The organism is Brachybacterium vulturis (assembly GCF_002407185.1).
GTDB lineage: Bacteria > Actinomycetota > Actinomycetes > Actinomycetales > Dermabacteraceae > Brachybacterium > Brachybacterium vulturis.
In genome coordinates, this window is the sequence record NZ_CP023563.1 from 3,097,715 (window position 1) to 3,114,766 (window position 17,052).

Consider the following 17,052-nt stretch of genomic DNA (forward strand, 5'->3'; position numbering starts at 1 on the left):
CGGTGCGGCGCCCGCGGGCGCCGAAGATTCTACTGGCGCTCGAGGCGCCGGGCGGCGGCAGCGATCCGCTCATCGGTCGCGGTGAGGGCAACCCGGACGAAATCTCCACCACCGCCACCATAGAACATCCCGGGTGCCACCAGGATGCCGCTGGCTGCGAGGCGTTCGACACTGGTCATCGCGTCCTCGCCGAAGGTGGTCCACAGGTACAGCCCCGCCTGGGAGCCCTGGATCGATCCACCGGCGGCCCGCAGCGCGGACCCGAGCAGCGTGCGCCGGGCGCGATAGATCTCACGCTGGGCGGCCGGGGCCTCGTCATCGTCGAGAGCTGCGGTCATCGCGGTCTGGAGCGGTCCGGGCAGCATCATCCCGGCCTGCTTGCGCACCGCCACCAGCTCGCCCACCAGAGCGGGATCCCCGGCGACGAAGGCCGCCCGGTAGCCGGCGAGGTTGGACTGCTTGGACAGCGAGTACACGCACAGCAGCCCCTCGAGCGCACCACCGCTCACGCGCGGGTCCAGCACCGAGGGGACCTCGTCCACGGTCCATGGCAGCAGTGCGTAGCACTCGTCGGAGGCGACGACGATCCCCCGCTCACGGGCCCAGCGCACCACGGCGGCCAGCTGCGTGACGTCGAGCACCTCGCCGGTGGGGTTCGACGGGGAGTTCAGCCACAGCAGCCGGATCCGCGGTGCGACCGCCGGGTCGGGCAGGGCCGCATCGCCATGGGCCGCTAGCTGAGCCATGTCCACCGGCAGCGGCTCGGCGCCGATGAGGCGCGCACCGATGTCGTAGGTGGGATAGGCGATGTGGGGGAACGCGACGACGTCCCCGGGGCCGAGGCCGAGCTGGAACGGGAGGTGCGCGACGAGCTCCTTGGAGCCGATGGTGGGCAGCACGCCCTCGACGCCGAGCGACTCCGGCGCGCCGCGGTGGCGACGGACGAAGCGCGCGAGCGCCTCGCGCAGGGCCGGGGTGCCGAGCGTGGTCGGGTAGCCGGGGCTGTCGGCCGCGCCGGCGAGGGCCGCCTGCACCAGGGCGGGCGTCGGATCCACCGGGGTGCCGACGGAGAGGTCCACGATGCCGTCCGGATGCGCCGCGGCGCGCTGCTTGGCCGGGAGCAGGGAATCCCAGGGGAAGGCGGGCAGTCGCTGGGCGAGCCCCGTGCGGGCGGTCGCCCGGCGCGGCGCGGCCGAGCGGGGGCCGGAGGTCACCGCCATGGCTCAGGCCAGAGGGTTCGGCTGCAGCGGAAGGGCCTCGATGATCGGGTGGTCCTTGTCGATCACGCCCATCTTCGCCGCGCCGCCGGGGGCCCCGAGATCGTCGAAGAACTCGACGTTGGCCTTGTAGTACTCGGCCCACTGATCCGGGGTGTCGTCCTCGTAGAAGATCGCCTCGACCGGGCAGACGGGTTCGCAGGCACCGCAGTCCACGCATTCGTCGGGCTGGATGTACAGCATCCGATTGCCCTCGTAGATGCAGTCCACCGGGCACTCGTCGACGCAGGCGCGGTCCTTCACGTCGACGCAGGGCAGGGCGATGACGTAGGTCATGGGCGGCTTCCTTCGGTCGGAGACGGCACCCATCATCTCATCCCGGCCGCTGACCGGAGGGCGCGACGAGGAGGCGGCCCGCGGAGGTGACAGGTTGCACAGCCGGGCCCGGGGCCGGGGATCGGGGATAGCCTCGGAGGATGACGTCGCCCGATGAGCCCCGGCCCCGCGCCGGCTGGGCGCCCTTCCTGCGGGAGGGGCGCCGGGTGGTGCTGCGCTATGCGATCGACGCGGAGCGCTCGCCGCACGGGGAGTCGATGACGGACGCGCTGGGCACCATCGTGAGCAGCGACCAGGCCGCCGTGCAGGTGATGACCCGCCGCGGGCAGATCCGGGTGCCGCGGGCACTGGTCATCGCGGCGAAGGAGGTGCCTCCACCGCCGGTCCGGCGGCGGGGGCCCGCCGCGCCCTGAGGATGTAGTCGATCCCCGAGACCGTGTGGAGCACCACGCCGAGCCAGATCAGCGCCTGCGCGGCCGGGATCAGGTCCGGCCACCAGGCGGCGGCGGCGACCAGCAGGAACACCGAGGTCATCAGGACGAAGGTGCGGACCTTGCCGAGCCAGGACACCGCGATCCGCCCGCCGAGCGCCGCCCCGGTCGCGAGCACCACCATCGCCACGTCCAGGACCACGATGAGCACGAGCGCCGCCCAGGGCAGCAGGCCCGCCACGGCCAGGGACAGCACGATCGCCGCCAGCCCGATGCGGTCCGCGATCGGATCGATGATCGCCCCGACGCGGCTGCTCTGGTCCAGCGCCCTGGCGAGCATCCCGTCCACCCAGTCGGTGCACGCCCACACCAGCAGCAGCACCACCGCGAGGGTGTCGGGACCGTCCAGCAGCAGCAGGCACACCGGCGACAGCAGCACGAACCGCAGCAGGGTGATGAGGTTCGGGACGGTCGCCCAGTCGGGACGGGGGGAGGCGCTCATGTGCTCAGCGTGCCCGAGGGACGAGCTTCCCGAGAACCGTGATCACGGCCGCCGCGAGGAAGGGGATCGCGATGCCGAGACCCTGGACGATCCATCCCGACAGCTGCGGGACGTCGCCGATCATCGCCGGCAGCAGCACCCCGCCGCCGACGCTCCTGCCCAGGAACGGGGTGGCCAGCATCCCCCACAGGCAGCCCAGCACCAGCAGCGGGAACCGCGAGCCGGTCGCCGACCACAGGAACACGCAGGTGACCACCTGGAACGCCGCCCCGAAGAGCATCCCCACCGGGACATCGAAGCCGAACAGCCCGAGCTCCAGCCGATGCGTGGTGAGCATCAGGAGCACCGAGATGATCGCGAGCACGATCGCCATCGCGGCCTGCGCGCCGCGGGCCGCGAGGGAGTCGGTGTCGACCCTGCGGGTCGACCCCGACGGCGACGGCGCGGGGGTCACTGCGTCACTTCCCCGACTTGGCCTTGGAGTGCGCACGACGACGCTCGTTCGCATCGAGGATGACCTTGCGGATGCGGACGATCTCGGGGGTGACCTCGACGCACTCGTCCTCGGCGGAGAACTCGAGGGACTCCTCGAGGGTCAGTCGGCGCGGCGGCACCAGGTTCTCGAAGGAGTCCGAGGACGCGGCGCGCATGTTCGTCAGCTTCTTCTCCTTGGTGATGTTGACGTCCATGTCCTCGTTGCGGGAGTTCTCCCCCACGATCTGACCGGCGTACACCTCGGAGGTGGGCTCGACGAAGAAGGAGCCGCGCTCCTGGAGGTTGATCATCGCGAAGGGGGTGACCGTGCCCGCGCGGTCGGCGACCAGGGAGCCGGTGGAACGGAACTCGATCTCGCCCAGCCACGGCTCGAAGCCGTCGGCGTAGGAGGAGGCGATGCCGTTGCCGCGGGTCTCGGTCATGAACCGGGTGCGGAAGCCGATCAGGCCGCGGGCGGGGACGACGAACTCCATGCGCACCCAGCCGGAGCCGTGGTTGCTCATGGTCTCCATGCGGCCCTTGCGGGAGGCCATCAGCTGGGTGACGGTGCCCAGGTACTCCTCGGGCACGTCGATCGTCATCCGCTCGACGGGCTCGTGGACCTTCCCGTCGACCTCCCGGGTGAGGACCTTCGGCTTGCCGACGGTCAGCTCGAAGCCCTCGCGGCGCATCTGCTCGACCAGGATCGACAGCGCGAGCTCGCCGCGGCCCTGGACCTCCCAGGCGTCGGGGCGCTCGGTGGGCAGCACCTTCAACGACACGTTGCCGACCAGCTCGGCATCGAGGCGATCCTTGACCTGGCGGGCGGTGAGCTTGTGGCCCTTGCCGTTCTTGCCGGCCAGCGGGGAGGTGTTGATGCCGATCGTCATCGAGATCGCGGGGTCGTCGATCGCGATCAGCGGCAGCGGGCGCGGATCGGAGAGGTCAGCGAGGGTCTCGCCGATCATGATCTCGGGGATGCCGGCGACGGCGACGATGTCACCGGGCAGGGCGACCCGGGTCATCGGCACGCGGGAGAGCCCCTTGGTCTCCAGCAGCTCGGTGATCTTGACCTGCTTGGTGGTGCCGTCCTGGGTGCACCAGGCGACCTGCTGACCCTTGCTGAGCTCGCCGTTCTTGATCCGCAGCAGCGCGAGGCGGCCCAGGAACGGGGAGGCGTCGAGGTTGGTGACGTGCGCCTGCAGCGGCACCTCGTCGTCGTACTCCGGCGCGGGGATCTGCTCGAGGATGGTCTTGAACAGCGCCTCGACGTTCTCCTCCTCGGGGAGGGTGCCGTCGGCGGGCTGGGTGGTGGTGGCGCGGCCGGCCTTGCCGGAGGCGTAGACGACGGGCACATCGAGCACGGCGTCCAGATCGATGTCGTCCATCTCCTCGGAGAGGTCCGAGGCCAGGCCCAGCAGCAGGTCGGTGGCCTCGCCGACGACCGCTTCGATACGGGCGTCGGGACGGTCGACCTTGTTGACCACGAGGATCACCGGCAGCTTCGCCGCCAGCGCCTTGCGCAGCACGAAGCGGGTCTGCGGGAGCGGTCCCTCGGAGGAGTCCACCAGCAGCACCACGCCGTCGACCATCGACAGGCCTCGTTCGACCTCGCCGCCGAAGTCGGCGTGACCGGGGGTGTCGATGACGTTGATGGTGATGCCGTCGGGCTCACCGATCGCCGCGGCCGACGGTCCGGTGTATCGGATCGCCGTGTTCTTGGCGAGGATCGTGATGCCCTTCTCGCGCTCCAGCTCGCCCGAGTCCATCGCCCGATCGTCGTGCTTGTCGCGATCGCCGAAGGCTCCGCCCTGGGTGAGCATGGCGTCGACCAGGGTGGTCTTGCCGTGGTCCACGTGGGCGACGATGGCGACGTTACGCAGATCGGTGCGGTGCTGGGTGGTCATACGCAGATGCTCGTTTCAGGTTGCGCGGCGGGTCATGGACCGAGCAGCGCCCGGCCGCACGAGACGTGCGGCCCGCTCCAGGGCCCCGGCGAGTCTATCCGCCCACCGCCCCCCGCCACAGGGGGCGCGGTGAGACCTTCGACGCGCTGCTCGGGGAACGGATCGGACCAGAACGGTCCGGAGGCGGACGGGCTCGGTGGCTCCGGGCTCAGCGGCCGGAGCCCGCCAGCGGGATGGAACCACCGGGGATGGCGTCCAGCAGACGGCGGGTGTACTCCTGCTGCGGGTCGCGGAAGACGTCCTCGGTGGCACCCTGCTCGACCACTCGACCCGTCTCCATGACCATGGTCCGGTCGGCGATCTGCCGGACGACGGCGAGGTCGTGGGTGATGAACACGTAGGAGAGGTGCAGCTCGGCCTGGAGGTCGTTGAGCAGGGCGAGCACCTGGTCCTGGACCAGCACGTCGAGGGCAGAGACGGCCTCGTCGAGCACCAGCACCTCGGGTCGCAGCGCGAGCGCCCGGGCCACCGCGATGCGCTGACGCTGCCCGCCGGAGAGCTCATTGGGGTAGCGCTGCATGGTCGCGGCCGGGAGCGACACCTGGTCCAGGAGCTCGCGGACCCGCGCTTCACGCTCACCGCGCGTGGCCGTGCCGTGCAGGCGCAGCGGCTCCTCGATGGTGCGGAAGATCGAGTAGGTGGGGTCGATCGACCCGTACGGGTTCTGGAACACCGGCTGCATGCGTCGGCGGAGCGCGAACATCTCCTTGGTGGACTTCGCCCCGATGTCCTGGCCCTCGAAGAGGATCGTCCCGGAGGTCGGGGGGAGCAGGCCCAGCACCATCTGCGCGACCGTCGACTTCCCGGAGCCGGACTCCCCCACGATCCCGAGGGTGGTGCCGCGCTTGAGGGTGAAGGAGACATCGTCGACCGCCGTGAACGGTGCGGCCTTCACCCACGGCGCACCACCGCGGATGTCGAAGACCCGCGTGAGGTTCTCGGCGACGATGACGTCGTCGGTCCGCGCCTGGGTCGCAGCGGACTGCTCTGCGCCGGCGGGCTCCTCGCCGCGGCTGCTGTAGGAGGAGACCATCCGCTGGCTGGACAGCGACGGGGCGGCCGCGATCAGCCGCTGCGTGTAGGGGTGCTGCGGGTTCTGGAGGATCTCCAGCGCCGGACCGGACTCCACCACCTGCCCGCGGTACATCACCACCAGGTGCTGAGCGCGCTCCGCGGCCAGACCGAGGTCATGGGTGATCAGCAGGACCGCGATCCCGAGCTGCCCGGTGAGGACGTCGAGGTGGTCGAGGATCTGCCGCTGGACGGTGACGTCCAGCGCACTGGTGGGCTCGTCGGCGATGAGCAGGGACGGCCGGGCCGCGAGGCCCATGGCGATCAGCGCGCGCTGGCGCATGCCCCCGGAGAACTCGTGGGGGTACTGCTTCGCGCGACGGGCCGCATCCGGCAGCCCCGCCTCCTCGAGCAGCTCGACGACGCGCTTGTCCGCCGCCCTGCCCGTGGCGACCTTGTTCGCGGTCAGCGACTCCTTGATCTGGAAGCCGATCTTCCACAGGGGGTTGAGGTTCGACATCGGGTCCTGCGGGACCATGCCGATCTCATCGCCCCGCAGCTGGCGGACGCGCTTGCCGGAGGCCTTGGAGACGTCCTCGTCCTGGAAGAGGATGCTGCCGCCGGAGACCCGACCGTTGGAGGCGAGGAGGCCGGCGACCGACATGGCGGTGGTGGTCTTGCCCGAGCCGGACTCGCCCACGATCGCGACGGTCTGGCCGGGATAGACGGTGAGGTTCGCCCCGCGCACGGCCGGCACCTCGCCGCTGGAGGTGGTGAAGGTGATGTCGAGGTCCTTCACCTCGAGCAGCGGGCGGTCCGGATCCCATTCGTGGACGGCGCCGGAGGTGCCGCCCGCAGTCGCATGGACCTGCGTGAGATCGGCCTCCGCCGCGTCCGCGGCCCCGTCGTCCCGAGGACCGACGGGCTCGGTGGTGGGCTCCTCGGCGCGCTCGCTGGAGGTGTGCGGGAAGTTCGGGTCGTAGCTCATCGCTTCTTCGTCTTCGGATCGAGTGCGTCGCGCACGGCATCGCCCAGCATGATGAAGCTGAGGATCGTGATGGCGAGGGCGCCGGAGGGATAGAACAGCAGCTCGGGGCGCGTGTACAGCCCTGTCTGCGCATTGGAGATGTCCGCGCCCCAGGAGATCGTGGACTCGGGAAGTCCCACTCCCAGGAAGGACAGGGTGGCCTCCAGGACGATGTACATGCCCAGGTTGACCATCGCCGTGACGATCACCGGGGCGACCGCGTTGGGCACCACGTGCCGGAACAGGTTCTGGGAGGAGGAGGCGCCGAGCGCCTTGGAGGCGGTGATGAACTCCGAGTTCATCACGCTCATGACGCTGCCGCGGGCGATGCGCGCGATGGCGGTCCAGCCGAACAGGATCAGGATCATCGCCAGGGTGAGCGCGTTGAGCTCGAAGAGCTGGCCGACCACGATCGCGGCGAGGATCAGCGGGATCGCGAAGAAGACGTCCGTCAGACGGGACAGGATCGCGTCGATCCAGCCGCCGAACCAGCCCGCCAGCGCACCGATCACGCCGCCCAGCAGGAAGACGCCCAGCGTGGTCACCACACCGACGATCACCGAGGGGCGGGCCCCGTAGATGACCCGGGAGTACACGTCGCAGCCCTGCTGGTCGAAGCCGAAGGGGTGCCCGGGGATCGGGTCCCCGTAGCTGTTGGTCAGGCGGCAGGCGCCCTGCGCGTACGGGTCGAGGCTGCTGAACAGCTGCGGGAACGCGGCGACGGTGACCACCACCGCGATGAGCACCGCGGAGACGATGAACATCGGATTGCGTCGCAGATCGCGCCAGGCCTGCGACCACAGCGATCGCGGCTTGACGTCGGTGTTCAGGGCATCGACCGCCTGCAGCGGGGTCTCGTCGACCGGAGCGACGAAGTGCTCCTGGCCGCGGCGCGTCGTGGCGCCGCCGGTCTCACTTGCGTGCGTCATACCTGATCCTGGGGTCGAGAAGTGCGTACAGCAGATCGATGAGGAGGTTCGAGATGATGAAGATGATGACCAGCAGCGTCACCATCGAGACCATCTTCGTGCTCTCACCGCGCTGGATGGCGTCGAAGAGATGGAAGCCGAGTCCCGGGATGTTGAAGATCCCCTCGGTGACGATCGCCCCGCCCATCAGCTGACCGAGGTCCACGCCGAGGAAGGTGACCACCGGGATCAGCGAGTTGCGCAGGATGTGCACGGTGATCACGCGCGGGCGGGAGAGCCCCTTGGCGGTCGCGGTGCGGACGTGATCGGCGGTCATCGTCTCGGTGATCTGGGTGCGGGTCAGGCGCAGCACGTAGGCGAAGCTCACCGCACCCAGCACCATGCCCGGCAGCAGCAGGTTCTGCCAGGTCACGTTCGCACCGACGTTGATCGTCACCCACCCCAGCTTCACGCCGAAGATGAACTGGGCCACGAAGCCGATCACGAAGGTCGGCACCGCGATCACCAGGATGGAGGTGACCAGCAGCGTGGAGTCGATCCAGGTGCCCTTGCGCAGACCGGAGATGACGCCGCCGACGATGCCGAGGATGGCCTCGAAGGCGATCGCGACCAGCGCCAGGCGCGCGGTGACGGGGAAGGCGCTGCGGATGTCCTCGATCACCGGACGCCCGGCGAAGGTCGTGCCGAAGTCACCCTGGGCCAGGCCCTGCAGGTAGAGCAGATATTGGACGATGAAGGGTTCGTCGAGGTTGTACTCCGCGCGCAGACGATCCTGGACGGCGGGCGAGAGCGGCTTGTTGCCGCCGAGGGCCGCGATCGGGTCACCGGGCATCGAGAACACCAGGAAGTACACCAGGAACGTCGCGCCGAAGAAGACCGGGATCATCTGCAGCACGCGCCGGAGGACGTACCAGGCCATGCGTTGCACCTTAGGGGAGGGAGGGCGCCCCGGACCGATCAGGCCGGGCGGGGCGCGGGGGAATCTGGAACACCATAGCCACTTGCGGGGCTGCGGCACGCATCGGCGCCGGGCGGCGTCGTGCGGACCCGATGCGGGGCGGGGGCGGCTGCCGAGCCGCGTCCCCGCCCCGTCGGGTCAGGGCCTGAGGATCAGGCCGTCTTGGTGATCTCGTGGTACTGCGGCTGGCTGTCCCAGCCGAAGACGACGTTCTCCACGGTCTCCGCGGAGCCGCCGGTGACGTTGTCGTTCCACAGCGGAATGGCCGGGAGGTCGCGGAAGAGCAGCTCCTCCGCGGCCTGGGCCTTGGCGAACGCGGTCTCGTCATCGGTGGCCGAGAGGCCGTCGGCCAGCAGCTGGTCGAACTCCTCGTTCATGTAGTCGGCGTCATTGGACCCGCGACCCTCCGCCGCGGCCGAGCTGTACAGCGGGCCGAGGAAGTTGAACACGGAGGGGTAGTCCGCCTGCCAGCCGCTGCGGAAGCCGCCGGTGATCGTGCGGTTGCCGACCTCGTCGCGCAGTGCGGCGAAGGTCGGGTACGACTTGCCGGTGGCCTCGATGCCGAGGTTGTTCAGCATCTGGTTGGTGACCGCCTCGACCCAGGTGGCGTGGTCGCCGTCGGCGTTGTAGGCGAGGGTGAAGGGGCCCTCGAAGGGCTGCATGCCCTCGGCCTCCTCCCACAGCTTCTTGGCGCCCTCGGCGTCGAAGTCCAGGACCTCGCTGCCGGGGATCGAGTCCGAGTAGCCGTTGACCACGGGAGAGGAGTAGTCCGTGGCCGGGGACGAGGTGCCCTGGAAGATCGTGTCGCAGATCTCCTGACGGTTGATCGACTTGGACAGGGCCTGGCGACGCAGGGACCCGGCCTCGCCGCTGAAGTTCGGATCCTCCATGTGGATGGTGAAGGACTGGAAGATCGCGGCCGGCTGATTGACCGCACGCTCCCCGAGATCCTGCTCGAAGGAGGTCAGGCGGCTGGCGGGGATGTTGTCGATGACGTCGAGGCCGCCCGAGAGCAGGTCGTTGTAGCCGGTCTCGATGTCCTGGTAGAAGGTGAAGCGCACGCCGTCGTTCTTCGGGGCGCGGGGGCCCTTGTAGTCCGGGTTCACCTCGAGCTCGGCGGAGACCTCGTGCTCCCAGGACTTGAGCGTGTAGGGGCCGTTGCCGATCGGCTTCTCCCCGAAGCCCTCCGGGTCATCGAAGAACGCCTGGGGCAGGGGCGCGAACGCGGTGTAGCCCAGGCGGATCGGGAAGTCGGACTGCGGGGAGACGAGGGTGACGGTGAACGTCTGCTCGTCCTCGACGGCGAGACCGGTGAGGGTGGCATCGGCGGCCACGTCCTCGCCCTGGAGGTCCGCGAAGCCCTCGATCGGCTCGAAGAAGTAGCCCGAGAGCTGGGCGTTGGAGGCATTGGCGCCGAAGTTCCAGGCGTCCACGAAGCTCTGGGCCGTGACCGGATCGCCGTTGGTGAAGGTCCACCCCTCGGCGAGGGTGATCGTGTAGTGCTGGCTGTCCTCGGTCTCGATGGACTCGGCCACCTCGTTCTGCGGGGTGCCCTCGGCGTCGTAGGAGACCAGGCCCGCGAAGATGTTCTGGACGATGCGGCCGCCGCCGACCTCATTGGTGTTGGTCGGGATCAGCGGGTTCTGCGGTTCGGTGCCGTTGGCCAGGATCATGCCCCCGCCACCGCCGCCGCCGCCCTCGCCGCCACCGGCGTCCCCGGACCCGCCCTCGTCGCCGCCGCAGGCGGCGAGCGTCAGGGCCGCGGCGCCGCCGGCGGCGGTGCCCATCATCATCGAACGGCGCGAGATGGTCATGAAAACTCCTGTGGTGTCTTGGGGTCGTGAACCGCACGACCGTGTGCAGCATCACCGACAAGTGTGCACCCTTCCCTGTCAACAGCATCCCATCTGGTGGTAACACTTCGGTCTCAGGACGCTGTCCGTCCCCTGACACCCGCGCCGGGAACACCCGGGCCGACCCTGCACGTTCGACGCCCGCGGTGTTCAATGGCCGTATGACTGCTCCCACCTCACCCGCCGCCCCGATCGACCCCACCACCACCGACGCCTGGGCCGAGCTCGAGGCGCACCACCTCGAGATCGACGGCTCGCTGCGCGAGTGGTTCGCCGCCGACCCCCAGCGCGCCGAACGCTTCACGCACGACGCCGCCGACCTGCACGTCGACCTCTCCAAGAACCTCGTCACCCCGAGGACCGTGGAGCTGCTGCTGCAGCTGGCCCGCGAGGTCGGGGTCACCGAGCGTCGCGACGCCATGTTCGCCGGCGCCCACATCAACACCACCGAGGACCGCGCGGTGCTGCATACCGCGCTGCGCCGACCGGCCGGCTCCTCCCCCGCGCTCGAGGTGGACGGCCAGAACATCGACGAGGACGTCCAGCGGACCCTGCAGCGCGTCTACGACTTCGCGGATGCGGTGCGCTCGGGAGAGTGGACGGGCGTGACCGGCAAGCGCATCGAGACGGTCGTGAACATCGGCATCGGCGGCAGCGACCTCGGCCCGGTGATGGTCTACGAGGCGCTGCAGCCGCTCGCGCAGGACGGTCTCGAGGCCCGGTTCATCTCGAACATCGACCCCACCGACGCCTTCGCCACCACGCAGGGCCTCGACCCCGAGACCACCCTGGTGATCGTGGCGTCGAAGACCTTCACCACCCAGGAGACCCTCACCAATGCGCGCCTGGTGCGGCAGTGGCTGCTGACCGGCCTGCGGGAGAACGCGGCCCTGACCGCCGAGCAGGAGCCGGAGGCCATCGCCCAGCACTTCGTGGCCGTCTCCACCGCGCTGGACAAGGTCGCGGACTTCGGCATCGATCCCGACAACGCCTTCGGCTTCTGGGACTGGGTGGGCGGCCGCTACTCGGTGGACTCCGCGATCGGCACCGTGCTCGCCACCGTGCTCGGACCGGACGCCTTCGAGGAGCTGCTGGCCGGCTTCCACGCGATGGACGAGCACTTCGCCACCGCCCCGGCGGAGCAGAACGTGCCGCTGCTGATGGGGCTGCTGAACGTGTGGAACGTGAACTTCCTGGAAGCGGAGACCCACGCGGTGCTCCCCTACTCGCAGTACCTCCACCGCTTCCCCGCCTATCTCCAGCAGCTCACGATGGAGTCCAACGGCAAGGCGGTGCGCTGGGACGGCTCGCTCGCCACCACCGAGACCGGCGAGGTGTTCTGGGGCGAGCCCGGCACGAACGGTCAGCACGCCTTCTACCAGCTGATCCACCAGGGCACCCGGGTGATCCCCGCGGACTTCATCGCCTTCGCGACCCCGAACCATCCGCTGAAGGACGGGGACCAGGACGTCCACGAGCTGTTCCTGGCGAACTTCTTCGCCCAGACCAAGGCGCTGGCCTTCGGCAAGACCGCCGAGGAGGTCCGGGCGGAGGGCACCGAGGGCGCGCTGGTCGCGGCCCGGGAGTTCTCCGGCGACCGGCCCACCACCTCGATCATGGCCCCGCAGCTCACCCCGGCGGTGCTGGGACAGCTGATCGCGCTGTACGAGCACATCACCTTCGTGCAGGGCGTGGTGTGGGGCATCAATTCCTTCGACCAGTGGGGCGTGGAGCTGGGCAAGCAGCTCGCCAAGGATCTCGCCGGCGCGGTCGCCGGCGACGAGACGGCCATCGCGGCCGAGGACCCCTCGACGGCGGGGCTGATCCGCTACTACCGCGAGCAGCGCGCGCAGCGCTGACCGGTGGTCCCGGGGGAATCCGGCGCGCGGCCGTAGTGTGGGCAGCGGACGCACCCCTGCCCCGCCGGCGCTCGACGAGAGAAGGAATCCTGCCTCATGAAGATCGGAATCCTGACCTCCGGCGGCGACTGCCCCGGCCTGAACGCCGTGATCCGGGGGGCGGTGATCAAGGGAGACCAGCACTTCGAGGACGAGTTCATCGGGTTCCGGGACGGCTGGCGCGGCGTGATCGAGAACGACTGGATGACGCTGCCGCGTCGGCGCGTGCGCGGCATCGGTCGCCTCGGCGGGACGATCCTGGGCACCTCCCGGTCCGATCCTTTCGCCGAGGGCGAGGACGGGGCGGACGTCGTGCGCCGTCACCTCGACGAGAACGACATGGACGCGCTCATCGCGATCGGCGGCGACGGCACCCTGTTCACCGCCAACCGGCTCTCCGAGGCGGGCATCCCGGTGGTCGGGGTGCCCAAGACGGTCGACAACGATCTCGATGCCACCGATTACACCTTCGGGTTCAACACCGCGGTGGAGATCGCCACCGAATCCCTGGACCGGCTGCGGATCACCGGAGATTCACATCACCGCTGCATGGTCGCCGAGGTGATGGGCCGCAGCGTCGGCTGGATCGCGCTGCACTCGGGGATGGCCGCGGGCGCACATGTGATCTGACTGCCGGAGTTCCCGCTGAGCATCGACGAGATCTGCACCCAGGTGGAGTCGGCCTTCGCCCGGGGCCGGGCACCGCTGGTCGTGGTCGCCGAGGGGTTCGTGCCCCGGGACGCCCCGGAGGGCTTCATCGACTACGAGCCGGACGAGTTCGGACGGCCCCGCTTCGGCGGGGTGGCCGAGGTGCTGGCCCCGCTGATCGAGGAGCGGCTGGGCATCGAGTCCCGGGCCACGGTGCTGGGACACATCCAGCGCGGCGGGGAGCCGACCGGCTACGACCGGGTGCTCGCCACCCGGCTCGGAACCGCGGCGGTGGATCTGGTCCACCAGAACCGTTTCGGCCGGATGGTCGCGCTGCGCGGCACCGAGATCGTGGACGTCCCGCTCACCGAGGCGATCGACAGCGTCAAGCGGGTGCCGGAGTCCCGCTGGCGCGAGGCCGCGGTGCTGTTCGGCTGATCGGCGTTCCGCGGGCGTGCGAGCGGGATCAGCCGGGCAGCAGGTCCGCGAGGGCGCCGTCGAGCTGCGGATACCGGAATCGGAATCCCGCCTCGTCCAGCACGCGCGAGGTGGCATGGCGGCCCGTGAGCCCCAGCGCCGGGTCCGTGCGCAGCAGCACGGCCCCGAGTCGGAGCAGCGGCGCGGGGGTGGGGAGGCCGCGGCTCCGGCCGACGCCCCGTCGCAGGAGGCGCATCATCTCGGCATTCCGCACCGGGTGCGGGGCGGAGGCGACCACGATCCCCTCGGGCAGCTGCGGCTCCTCGAGGCCGAGCGCCGAGAGCACGATCCGCACCCAGTCCTCGACGTGGATCCAGCTCACCCATTGCCGGCCGGTGCCCACCGGTCCGCCCAGACCCCAGCGAGCCAGCAGCGCGAGCCTCTCGAGCGCCGGGGTCCCGGCCTCCAGCACGATGCCGGTGCGCAGCACCACCTGATGGTCGCAGTGCGCTCCCTCGGCCGCGCGCTCCCAGCGCTCGGCGACCCCGGTCATCTGCGGCAGCCCCACGGGCACGGGGCTCGTCTCCTCCAGCAGCCGGTCCCCGGCGTCGGACCAGATCGCGGTGGTCGAGGCCTGCACCCAGTGCGTCAGCGGCTCCTCCCGGCGGCGGGAGGCCTCGACCAGCGCGGCGGTCGCCTCGACGCGGGAGCGGGCGAGGTCGGCGATGTTCTCCGGCGTGGGCCGGGCGTCGACGAGCCGGCCGGCGAGGTTGACCAGGGCGGTCCCCGGTGCTGCGAGCTCCTGCGTCCAGGGCCCGAGGGTGCGGCCGTCCCAGTGCACCTCGCGCACGCCCGGGTACCGGGACGGAGACCGCGGCGCCCGGGTGAGGACCACGACCTCGTGCCCGCGCCTCACCAGCTGGGTGCTCAGCGCGCGGCCGAGGGTGCCGGAGCCTCCCGCGATGACGATCCGCAGCGCGTCGCTCACTGCGGCAGCGCCGGACGGGACGCACCGATCTCGCCGAGCAGGGCCTTGGCGTAGGAGGCGTGCACGGACTCCTGGTCGGAGGGGTGGTACATGCCGGCGCGCACATCCCGGGAGAGCCGCTCCAGCTCGCTGCGCCGGAAGTACTGGGCGCCGCCGCTGGCGCGCAGCACCTGGTCCAGCGCAGCGATCGCCGTCTCGGTCGCCCGGGACTTCACGCCGGAGAAGTGCAGGAACCAGCGCGGGCCGTGATCGCTCAGGCCCCTGCCCTGCTCCCCCGCGCCGAGGGCATCGAGATCTGCCATGATCTTCTCGATCTGCAGGATCGAGCCGTCCACCGCGATCGCCGCATCGGCCAGACGCCAGCGGATGTCGGGGTCGTCGGCGTGGACGATGTCCTTGGTGGCGTTGCGACGAGTGGTCGCGATCCGGGTGCCGACCGTGATCGCGCGCTCGGCGATGCCGGTGTAGACGGACGCGATCAGCAGCTCGAAGGCGCCGAAGATGCCCATCACGAACGGGTCGGGGTTCGGGCCGACGGGGGTGCGGGTGAGCACCTGATCGCCGAGGATCGGGGCGCCGTGCAGGCGGGTGGTGCATGACTGGGAGGGACGCATCCCGTGGGTGTCCCAGTCATCGAGGGTCTCGACCTCGTCGGTGCGCTCGATGACCCCGAAGACGAGCCGCGGCTCCGCCTCGGAGGCCTCGGCGACGCGACCGTGCACCACCAGCCGGTCCCAGACCGGGGCGAGCGAGGTGAAGATCTTGGTCCCGGTGAGCGCGAATCCGCCGTCATCCTGCTCCTCGGCCCGGGTGGAGGAGTCGAAGAGCATCGCGTCGTTGCCGGGCTCGGAGATCCCGAAGGCGAACAGCTGCTCCGCGGCGGCGTCCTCGAGGATCGTGCGCACCTCGCCGACGCCGAGCCGGTGGGCGTGCAGCGCCGCCCCGGTCACCACCAGGTGCATGTTCATCGACAGCGCTGTGGCGGGAGCGGCCTGGGCGAGGCGGCGCTGGATCCGCGTGGCCTCCAGCAGCGAGGCGCCGAGCCCGCCGAGCTCGGTGGGCACCAGCAGACGCAGGTAGCCGCGCTCGCGGAGATCGGCGAGATCGTCCCGGGGGAAGGTGTTCTCCCGGTCGTGGACCGCCGCGCGCTCGCGGAAGGTCTCCAGCAGGGAGTCGGGCAGCAGGTCCTCGGCGGTGGGGCTCATGAGGCAACGCTAGTCCAGGCCGTCCCGCTGGGGGCGGCGGTCTGCGCGGTTCCCGCTGCGGTCTCCCGGCGTGTCAGTGGGGGGGGTGCACAGGGTCACGCTCACCGGGCGGTGGTCCGAGGCACCTCGGGGAGCCACCACCGGGGGACCGTTCTCGATGTCGCCGCTTATCCAGAGCGAGTCGATCCGTCGCAGCGGGAACCGGGCCGGATGGGTGGCTCCTCCGCGGGTGCGCAGCCACGCCATGGCGGCACCGATCCGTTGAGAAAGACTCGGGCGCAATGGGTCGCCGCCGTCACGCGAGGCGTTGCATGCGGTGTCCCGCCACCCGGCGGTGGCCAGCGCTGCCAGCTCCGGCGCGGTGGGACCGGCATTCATGTCCCCCATCAGCACCGCCGGGCCCTCGAGGTCCCGGGTGCGGCGGAGGATGCCCTGCACCTGGGCGGTGCGATGCATAGTGCTGGCATTGTCGAGGTGCGTCACCAGCACGTCGAGCTCCTGGCCCCCGGCGCAGCGGACCCGCGCGTGCAGCATCCCGCGCGGCTCCGGCGGCGGCGCATCGTCCGGAGGGACCGGCAGCAGATGCAGGGTGTGCGCGAGGATCGTGTGCCGGGTCAGCAGGGCGAGCCCGTAACGCCGCCGCGGGGCACCGGCCAGCGGCGGCGGGAGGTCGAGCGCGGCGCCGAAGCAGACCCGCATACCCAGCATCGCAGCGAGCCGTGCGGGCTGGTCCTCGTGAGCGGAGCGGGGCCCGAACCCCTGGTCGACCTCCTGCAAGCCGATCACGTCGGCGTCGAGCTGCCGGATCTCGCGGGCCGTGCGCGCGAGATCCACCCGAGAATCGGGTCCCTGACCGTGGCGGATGTTGAAGGTCGCGACCCGCCACGTCGTCAGCGGGGTGCGGCATCTCATCCGGGCGAGCGGCCGGCGCGGCGCGGGGCCTCCCGGCGCGATGCCCGCAAGCCGCGGCGCGTCAGGAGGTCCTCGACCTCCAGCACACTCCAGAAGACGACTGTACAAACCACGATGGTGAGGATCTCCTCCGGTCCGACGCGACTCATGCCGCCCCAGAAAGCGGATGTCAGCGCCGAGCTGAGAAGGACCGCGAGCACGGCACCCACCGCGGCGACGATCCCGTGCACCAGATGCCTCATGATGTTCACGCTCCTTCCCGCGTGGGGACCCTCCCGC

The 17,052-nt window shown here is 70.5% G+C and carries 15 protein-coding genes and 1 pseudogene; 3 read left to right on the forward strand and 13 right to left on the reverse strand.

Translation table 11 applies throughout. The features are described from left to right. Nucleotides 1–29: 29 nt before the first annotated feature. Both dapC and fdxA read right to left on the reverse strand, forming a co-directional pair. Nucleotides 30–1,220, reverse strand: coding sequence for a succinyldiaminopimelate transaminase (dapC, locus tag CFK38_RS13915; protein ID WP_096803603.1), 1,191 nt, complete (start codon nt 1,218–1,220; stop codon nt 30–32). A gap of 3 nt (nt 1,221–1,223) precedes the next feature. Continuing rightward, a complete protein-coding gene (gene fdxA / locus CFK38_RS13920) occupies nt 1,224–1,553 on the reverse strand; it encodes a ferredoxin (RefSeq protein ID WP_096803604.1) in 330 nt (109 codons plus the stop codon). Between the two features lie 140 nt (nt 1,554–1,693). On the opposite strand from fdxA, the gene CFK38_RS13925 reads away from it, so the two are divergent. Beyond that, on the forward strand, nt 1,694–1,966 hold the full coding sequence (locus CFK38_RS13925; RefSeq protein WP_096803605.1) for a putative acetyltransferase: 273 nt from the start codon (nt 1,694–1,696) through the stop codon (nt 1,964–1,966). Here the strand turns inward: CFK38_RS13925 and CFK38_RS13930 are convergent. From CFK38_RS13930 to CFK38_RS13960, 7 genes are all read right to left on the reverse strand, one after another. Beyond that, entirely contained in the window at nt 1,905–2,486 is a 582-nt protein-coding gene (locus CFK38_RS13930) for a CDP-alcohol phosphatidyltransferase family protein (protein WP_096803606.1), read from the reverse strand. The two genes, CFK38_RS13925 and CFK38_RS13930, sit on opposite strands and share 62 nt — an antisense overlap. Nucleotides 2,487–2,490: 4 nt before the next feature. Then, nucleotides 2,491–2,940: a hypothetical protein gene (locus tag CFK38_RS13935; protein WP_096803607.1), complete on the reverse strand. Its 450-nt coding sequence runs from the start codon at nt 2,938–2,940 to the stop codon at nt 2,491–2,493. 4 nt (nt 2,941–2,944) lie between these two features. Beyond that, entirely contained in the window at nt 2,945–4,867 is a 1,923-nt protein-coding gene (gene typA / locus CFK38_RS13940) for a translational GTPase TypA (RefSeq protein ID WP_096803608.1), read from the reverse strand. Between the two features lie 208 nt (nt 4,868–5,075). Next, a complete protein-coding gene (locus CFK38_RS13945) occupies nt 5,076–6,926 on the reverse strand; it encodes an ABC transporter ATP-binding protein (protein ID WP_096803609.1) in 1,851 nt (616 codons plus the stop codon). Beyond that, nucleotides 6,923–7,894: an ABC transporter permease gene (locus CFK38_RS13950; RefSeq protein ID WP_096803610.1), complete on the reverse strand. Its 972-nt coding sequence runs from the start codon at nt 7,892–7,894 to the stop codon at nt 6,923–6,925. The genes CFK38_RS13945 and CFK38_RS13950 overlap by 4 nt, the downstream gene beginning before the upstream one ends. Beyond that, nucleotides 7,878–8,813 (reverse strand): ABC transporter permease, encoded by a 936-nt coding sequence (locus CFK38_RS13955; RefSeq protein WP_096803611.1) that lies wholly within the window; start codon nt 8,811–8,813, stop codon nt 7,878–7,880. Before CFK38_RS13955 ends, CFK38_RS13950 begins: the two co-directional genes overlap by 17 nt. 191 nt (nt 8,814–9,004) lie before the next feature. Continuing rightward, nucleotides 9,005–10,666 carry a peptide ABC transporter substrate-binding protein gene (locus CFK38_RS13960; protein ID WP_096803612.1) on the reverse strand — a complete coding sequence of 554 codons (1,662 nt, stop codon included), beginning with the start codon at nt 10,664–10,666 and terminating at the stop codon, nt 9,005–9,007. A 200-nt stretch (nt 10,667–10,866) separates the two neighbouring features. Between CFK38_RS13960 and pgi the strand changes: the two genes are divergently transcribed. Together pgi and CFK38_RS13970 are read left to right on the forward strand one after the other, a co-directional pair. Further along, nucleotides 10,867–12,564, forward strand: coding sequence for a glucose-6-phosphate isomerase (gene pgi, locus CFK38_RS13965; protein WP_096803613.1), 1,698 nt, complete (start codon nt 10,867–10,869; stop codon nt 12,562–12,564). 96 nt (nt 12,565–12,660) lie between these two features. After that, nucleotides 12,661–13,689: pseudogene (locus CFK38_RS13970) on the forward strand (6-phosphofructokinase). 28 nt (nt 13,690–13,717) lie between these two features. Here the strand turns inward: CFK38_RS13970 and CFK38_RS13975 are convergent. From CFK38_RS13975 to CFK38_RS13990, 4 genes are read right to left on the reverse strand one after another with little or no spacing between them, the layout of a single operon-like run. After that, entirely contained in the window at nt 13,718–14,656 is a 939-nt protein-coding gene (locus CFK38_RS13975; protein ID WP_245851080.1) for an epimerase, read from the reverse strand. After that, entirely contained in the window at nt 14,653–15,861 is a 1,209-nt protein-coding gene (locus CFK38_RS13980) for an acyl-CoA dehydrogenase family protein (RefSeq protein WP_096803614.1), read from the reverse strand. Before CFK38_RS13980 ends, CFK38_RS13975 begins: the two co-directional genes overlap by 4 nt. Before the next feature lie 9 nt (nt 15,862–15,870). Then, nucleotides 15,871–16,773, reverse strand: a complete 903-nt coding sequence (locus CFK38_RS13985) for an endonuclease/exonuclease/phosphatase family protein (RefSeq protein ID WP_245851081.1) — start codon at nt 16,771–16,773, stop codon at nt 15,871–15,873. Continuing rightward, complete coding sequence (locus CFK38_RS13990; protein WP_157773497.1) at nt 16,770–17,024, reverse strand: hypothetical protein; 255 nt, start codon at nt 17,022–17,024, stop codon at nt 16,770–16,772. The genes CFK38_RS13985 and CFK38_RS13990 overlap by 4 nt, the downstream gene beginning before the upstream one ends. Nucleotides 17,025–17,052: the final 28 nt, after the last annotated feature.

Excerpts from the sequence above, each read along its gene's own strand:
- dapC (WP_096803603.1), bottom strand. The coding sequence starts at position 1,220 with ATGGCGGTGACCTCCGGCCCCCGCTCGGCCGCGCCGCGCCGGGCGACC.
- fdxA (WP_096803604.1), bottom strand. The coding sequence starts at position 1,553 with ATGACCTACGTCATCGCCCTGCCCTGCGTCGACGTGAAGGACCGCGCC.
- CFK38_RS13925 (WP_096803605.1), top strand. The coding sequence starts at position 1,694 with ATGACGTCGCCCGATGAGCCCCGGCCCCGCGCCGGCTGGGCGCCCTTC.
- CFK38_RS13930 (WP_096803606.1), bottom strand. The coding sequence starts at position 2,486 with ATGAGCGCCTCCCCCCGTCCCGACTGGGCGACCGTCCCGAACCTCATC.
- typA (WP_096803608.1), bottom strand. The coding sequence starts at position 4,867 with ATGACCACCCAGCACCGCACCGATCTGCGTAACGTCGCCATCGTCGCC.
- CFK38_RS13945 (WP_096803609.1), bottom strand. The coding sequence starts at position 6,926 with ATGAGCTACGACCCGAACTTCCCGCACACCTCCAGCGAGCGCGCCGAG.
- CFK38_RS13950 (WP_096803610.1), bottom strand. The coding sequence starts at position 7,894 with ATGACGCACGCAAGTGAGACCGGCGGCGCCACGACGCGCCGCGGCCAG.
- CFK38_RS13955 (WP_096803611.1), bottom strand. The coding sequence starts at position 8,813 with ATGGCCTGGTACGTCCTCCGGCGCGTGCTGCAGATGATCCCGGTCTTC.
- CFK38_RS13960 (WP_096803612.1), bottom strand. The coding sequence starts at position 10,666 with ATGACCATCTCGCGCCGTTCGATGATGATGGGCACCGCCGCCGGCGGC.
- pgi (WP_096803613.1), top strand. The coding sequence starts at position 10,867 with ATGACTGCTCCCACCTCACCCGCCGCCCCGATCGACCCCACCACCACC.
- CFK38_RS13980 (WP_096803614.1), bottom strand. The coding sequence starts at position 15,861 with ATGAGCCCCACCGCCGAGGACCTGCTGCCCGACTCCCTGCTGGAGACC.
- CFK38_RS13985 (WP_245851081.1), bottom strand. The coding sequence starts at position 16,773 with ATGAGATGCCGCACCCCGCTGACGACGTGGCGGGTCGCGACCTTCAAC.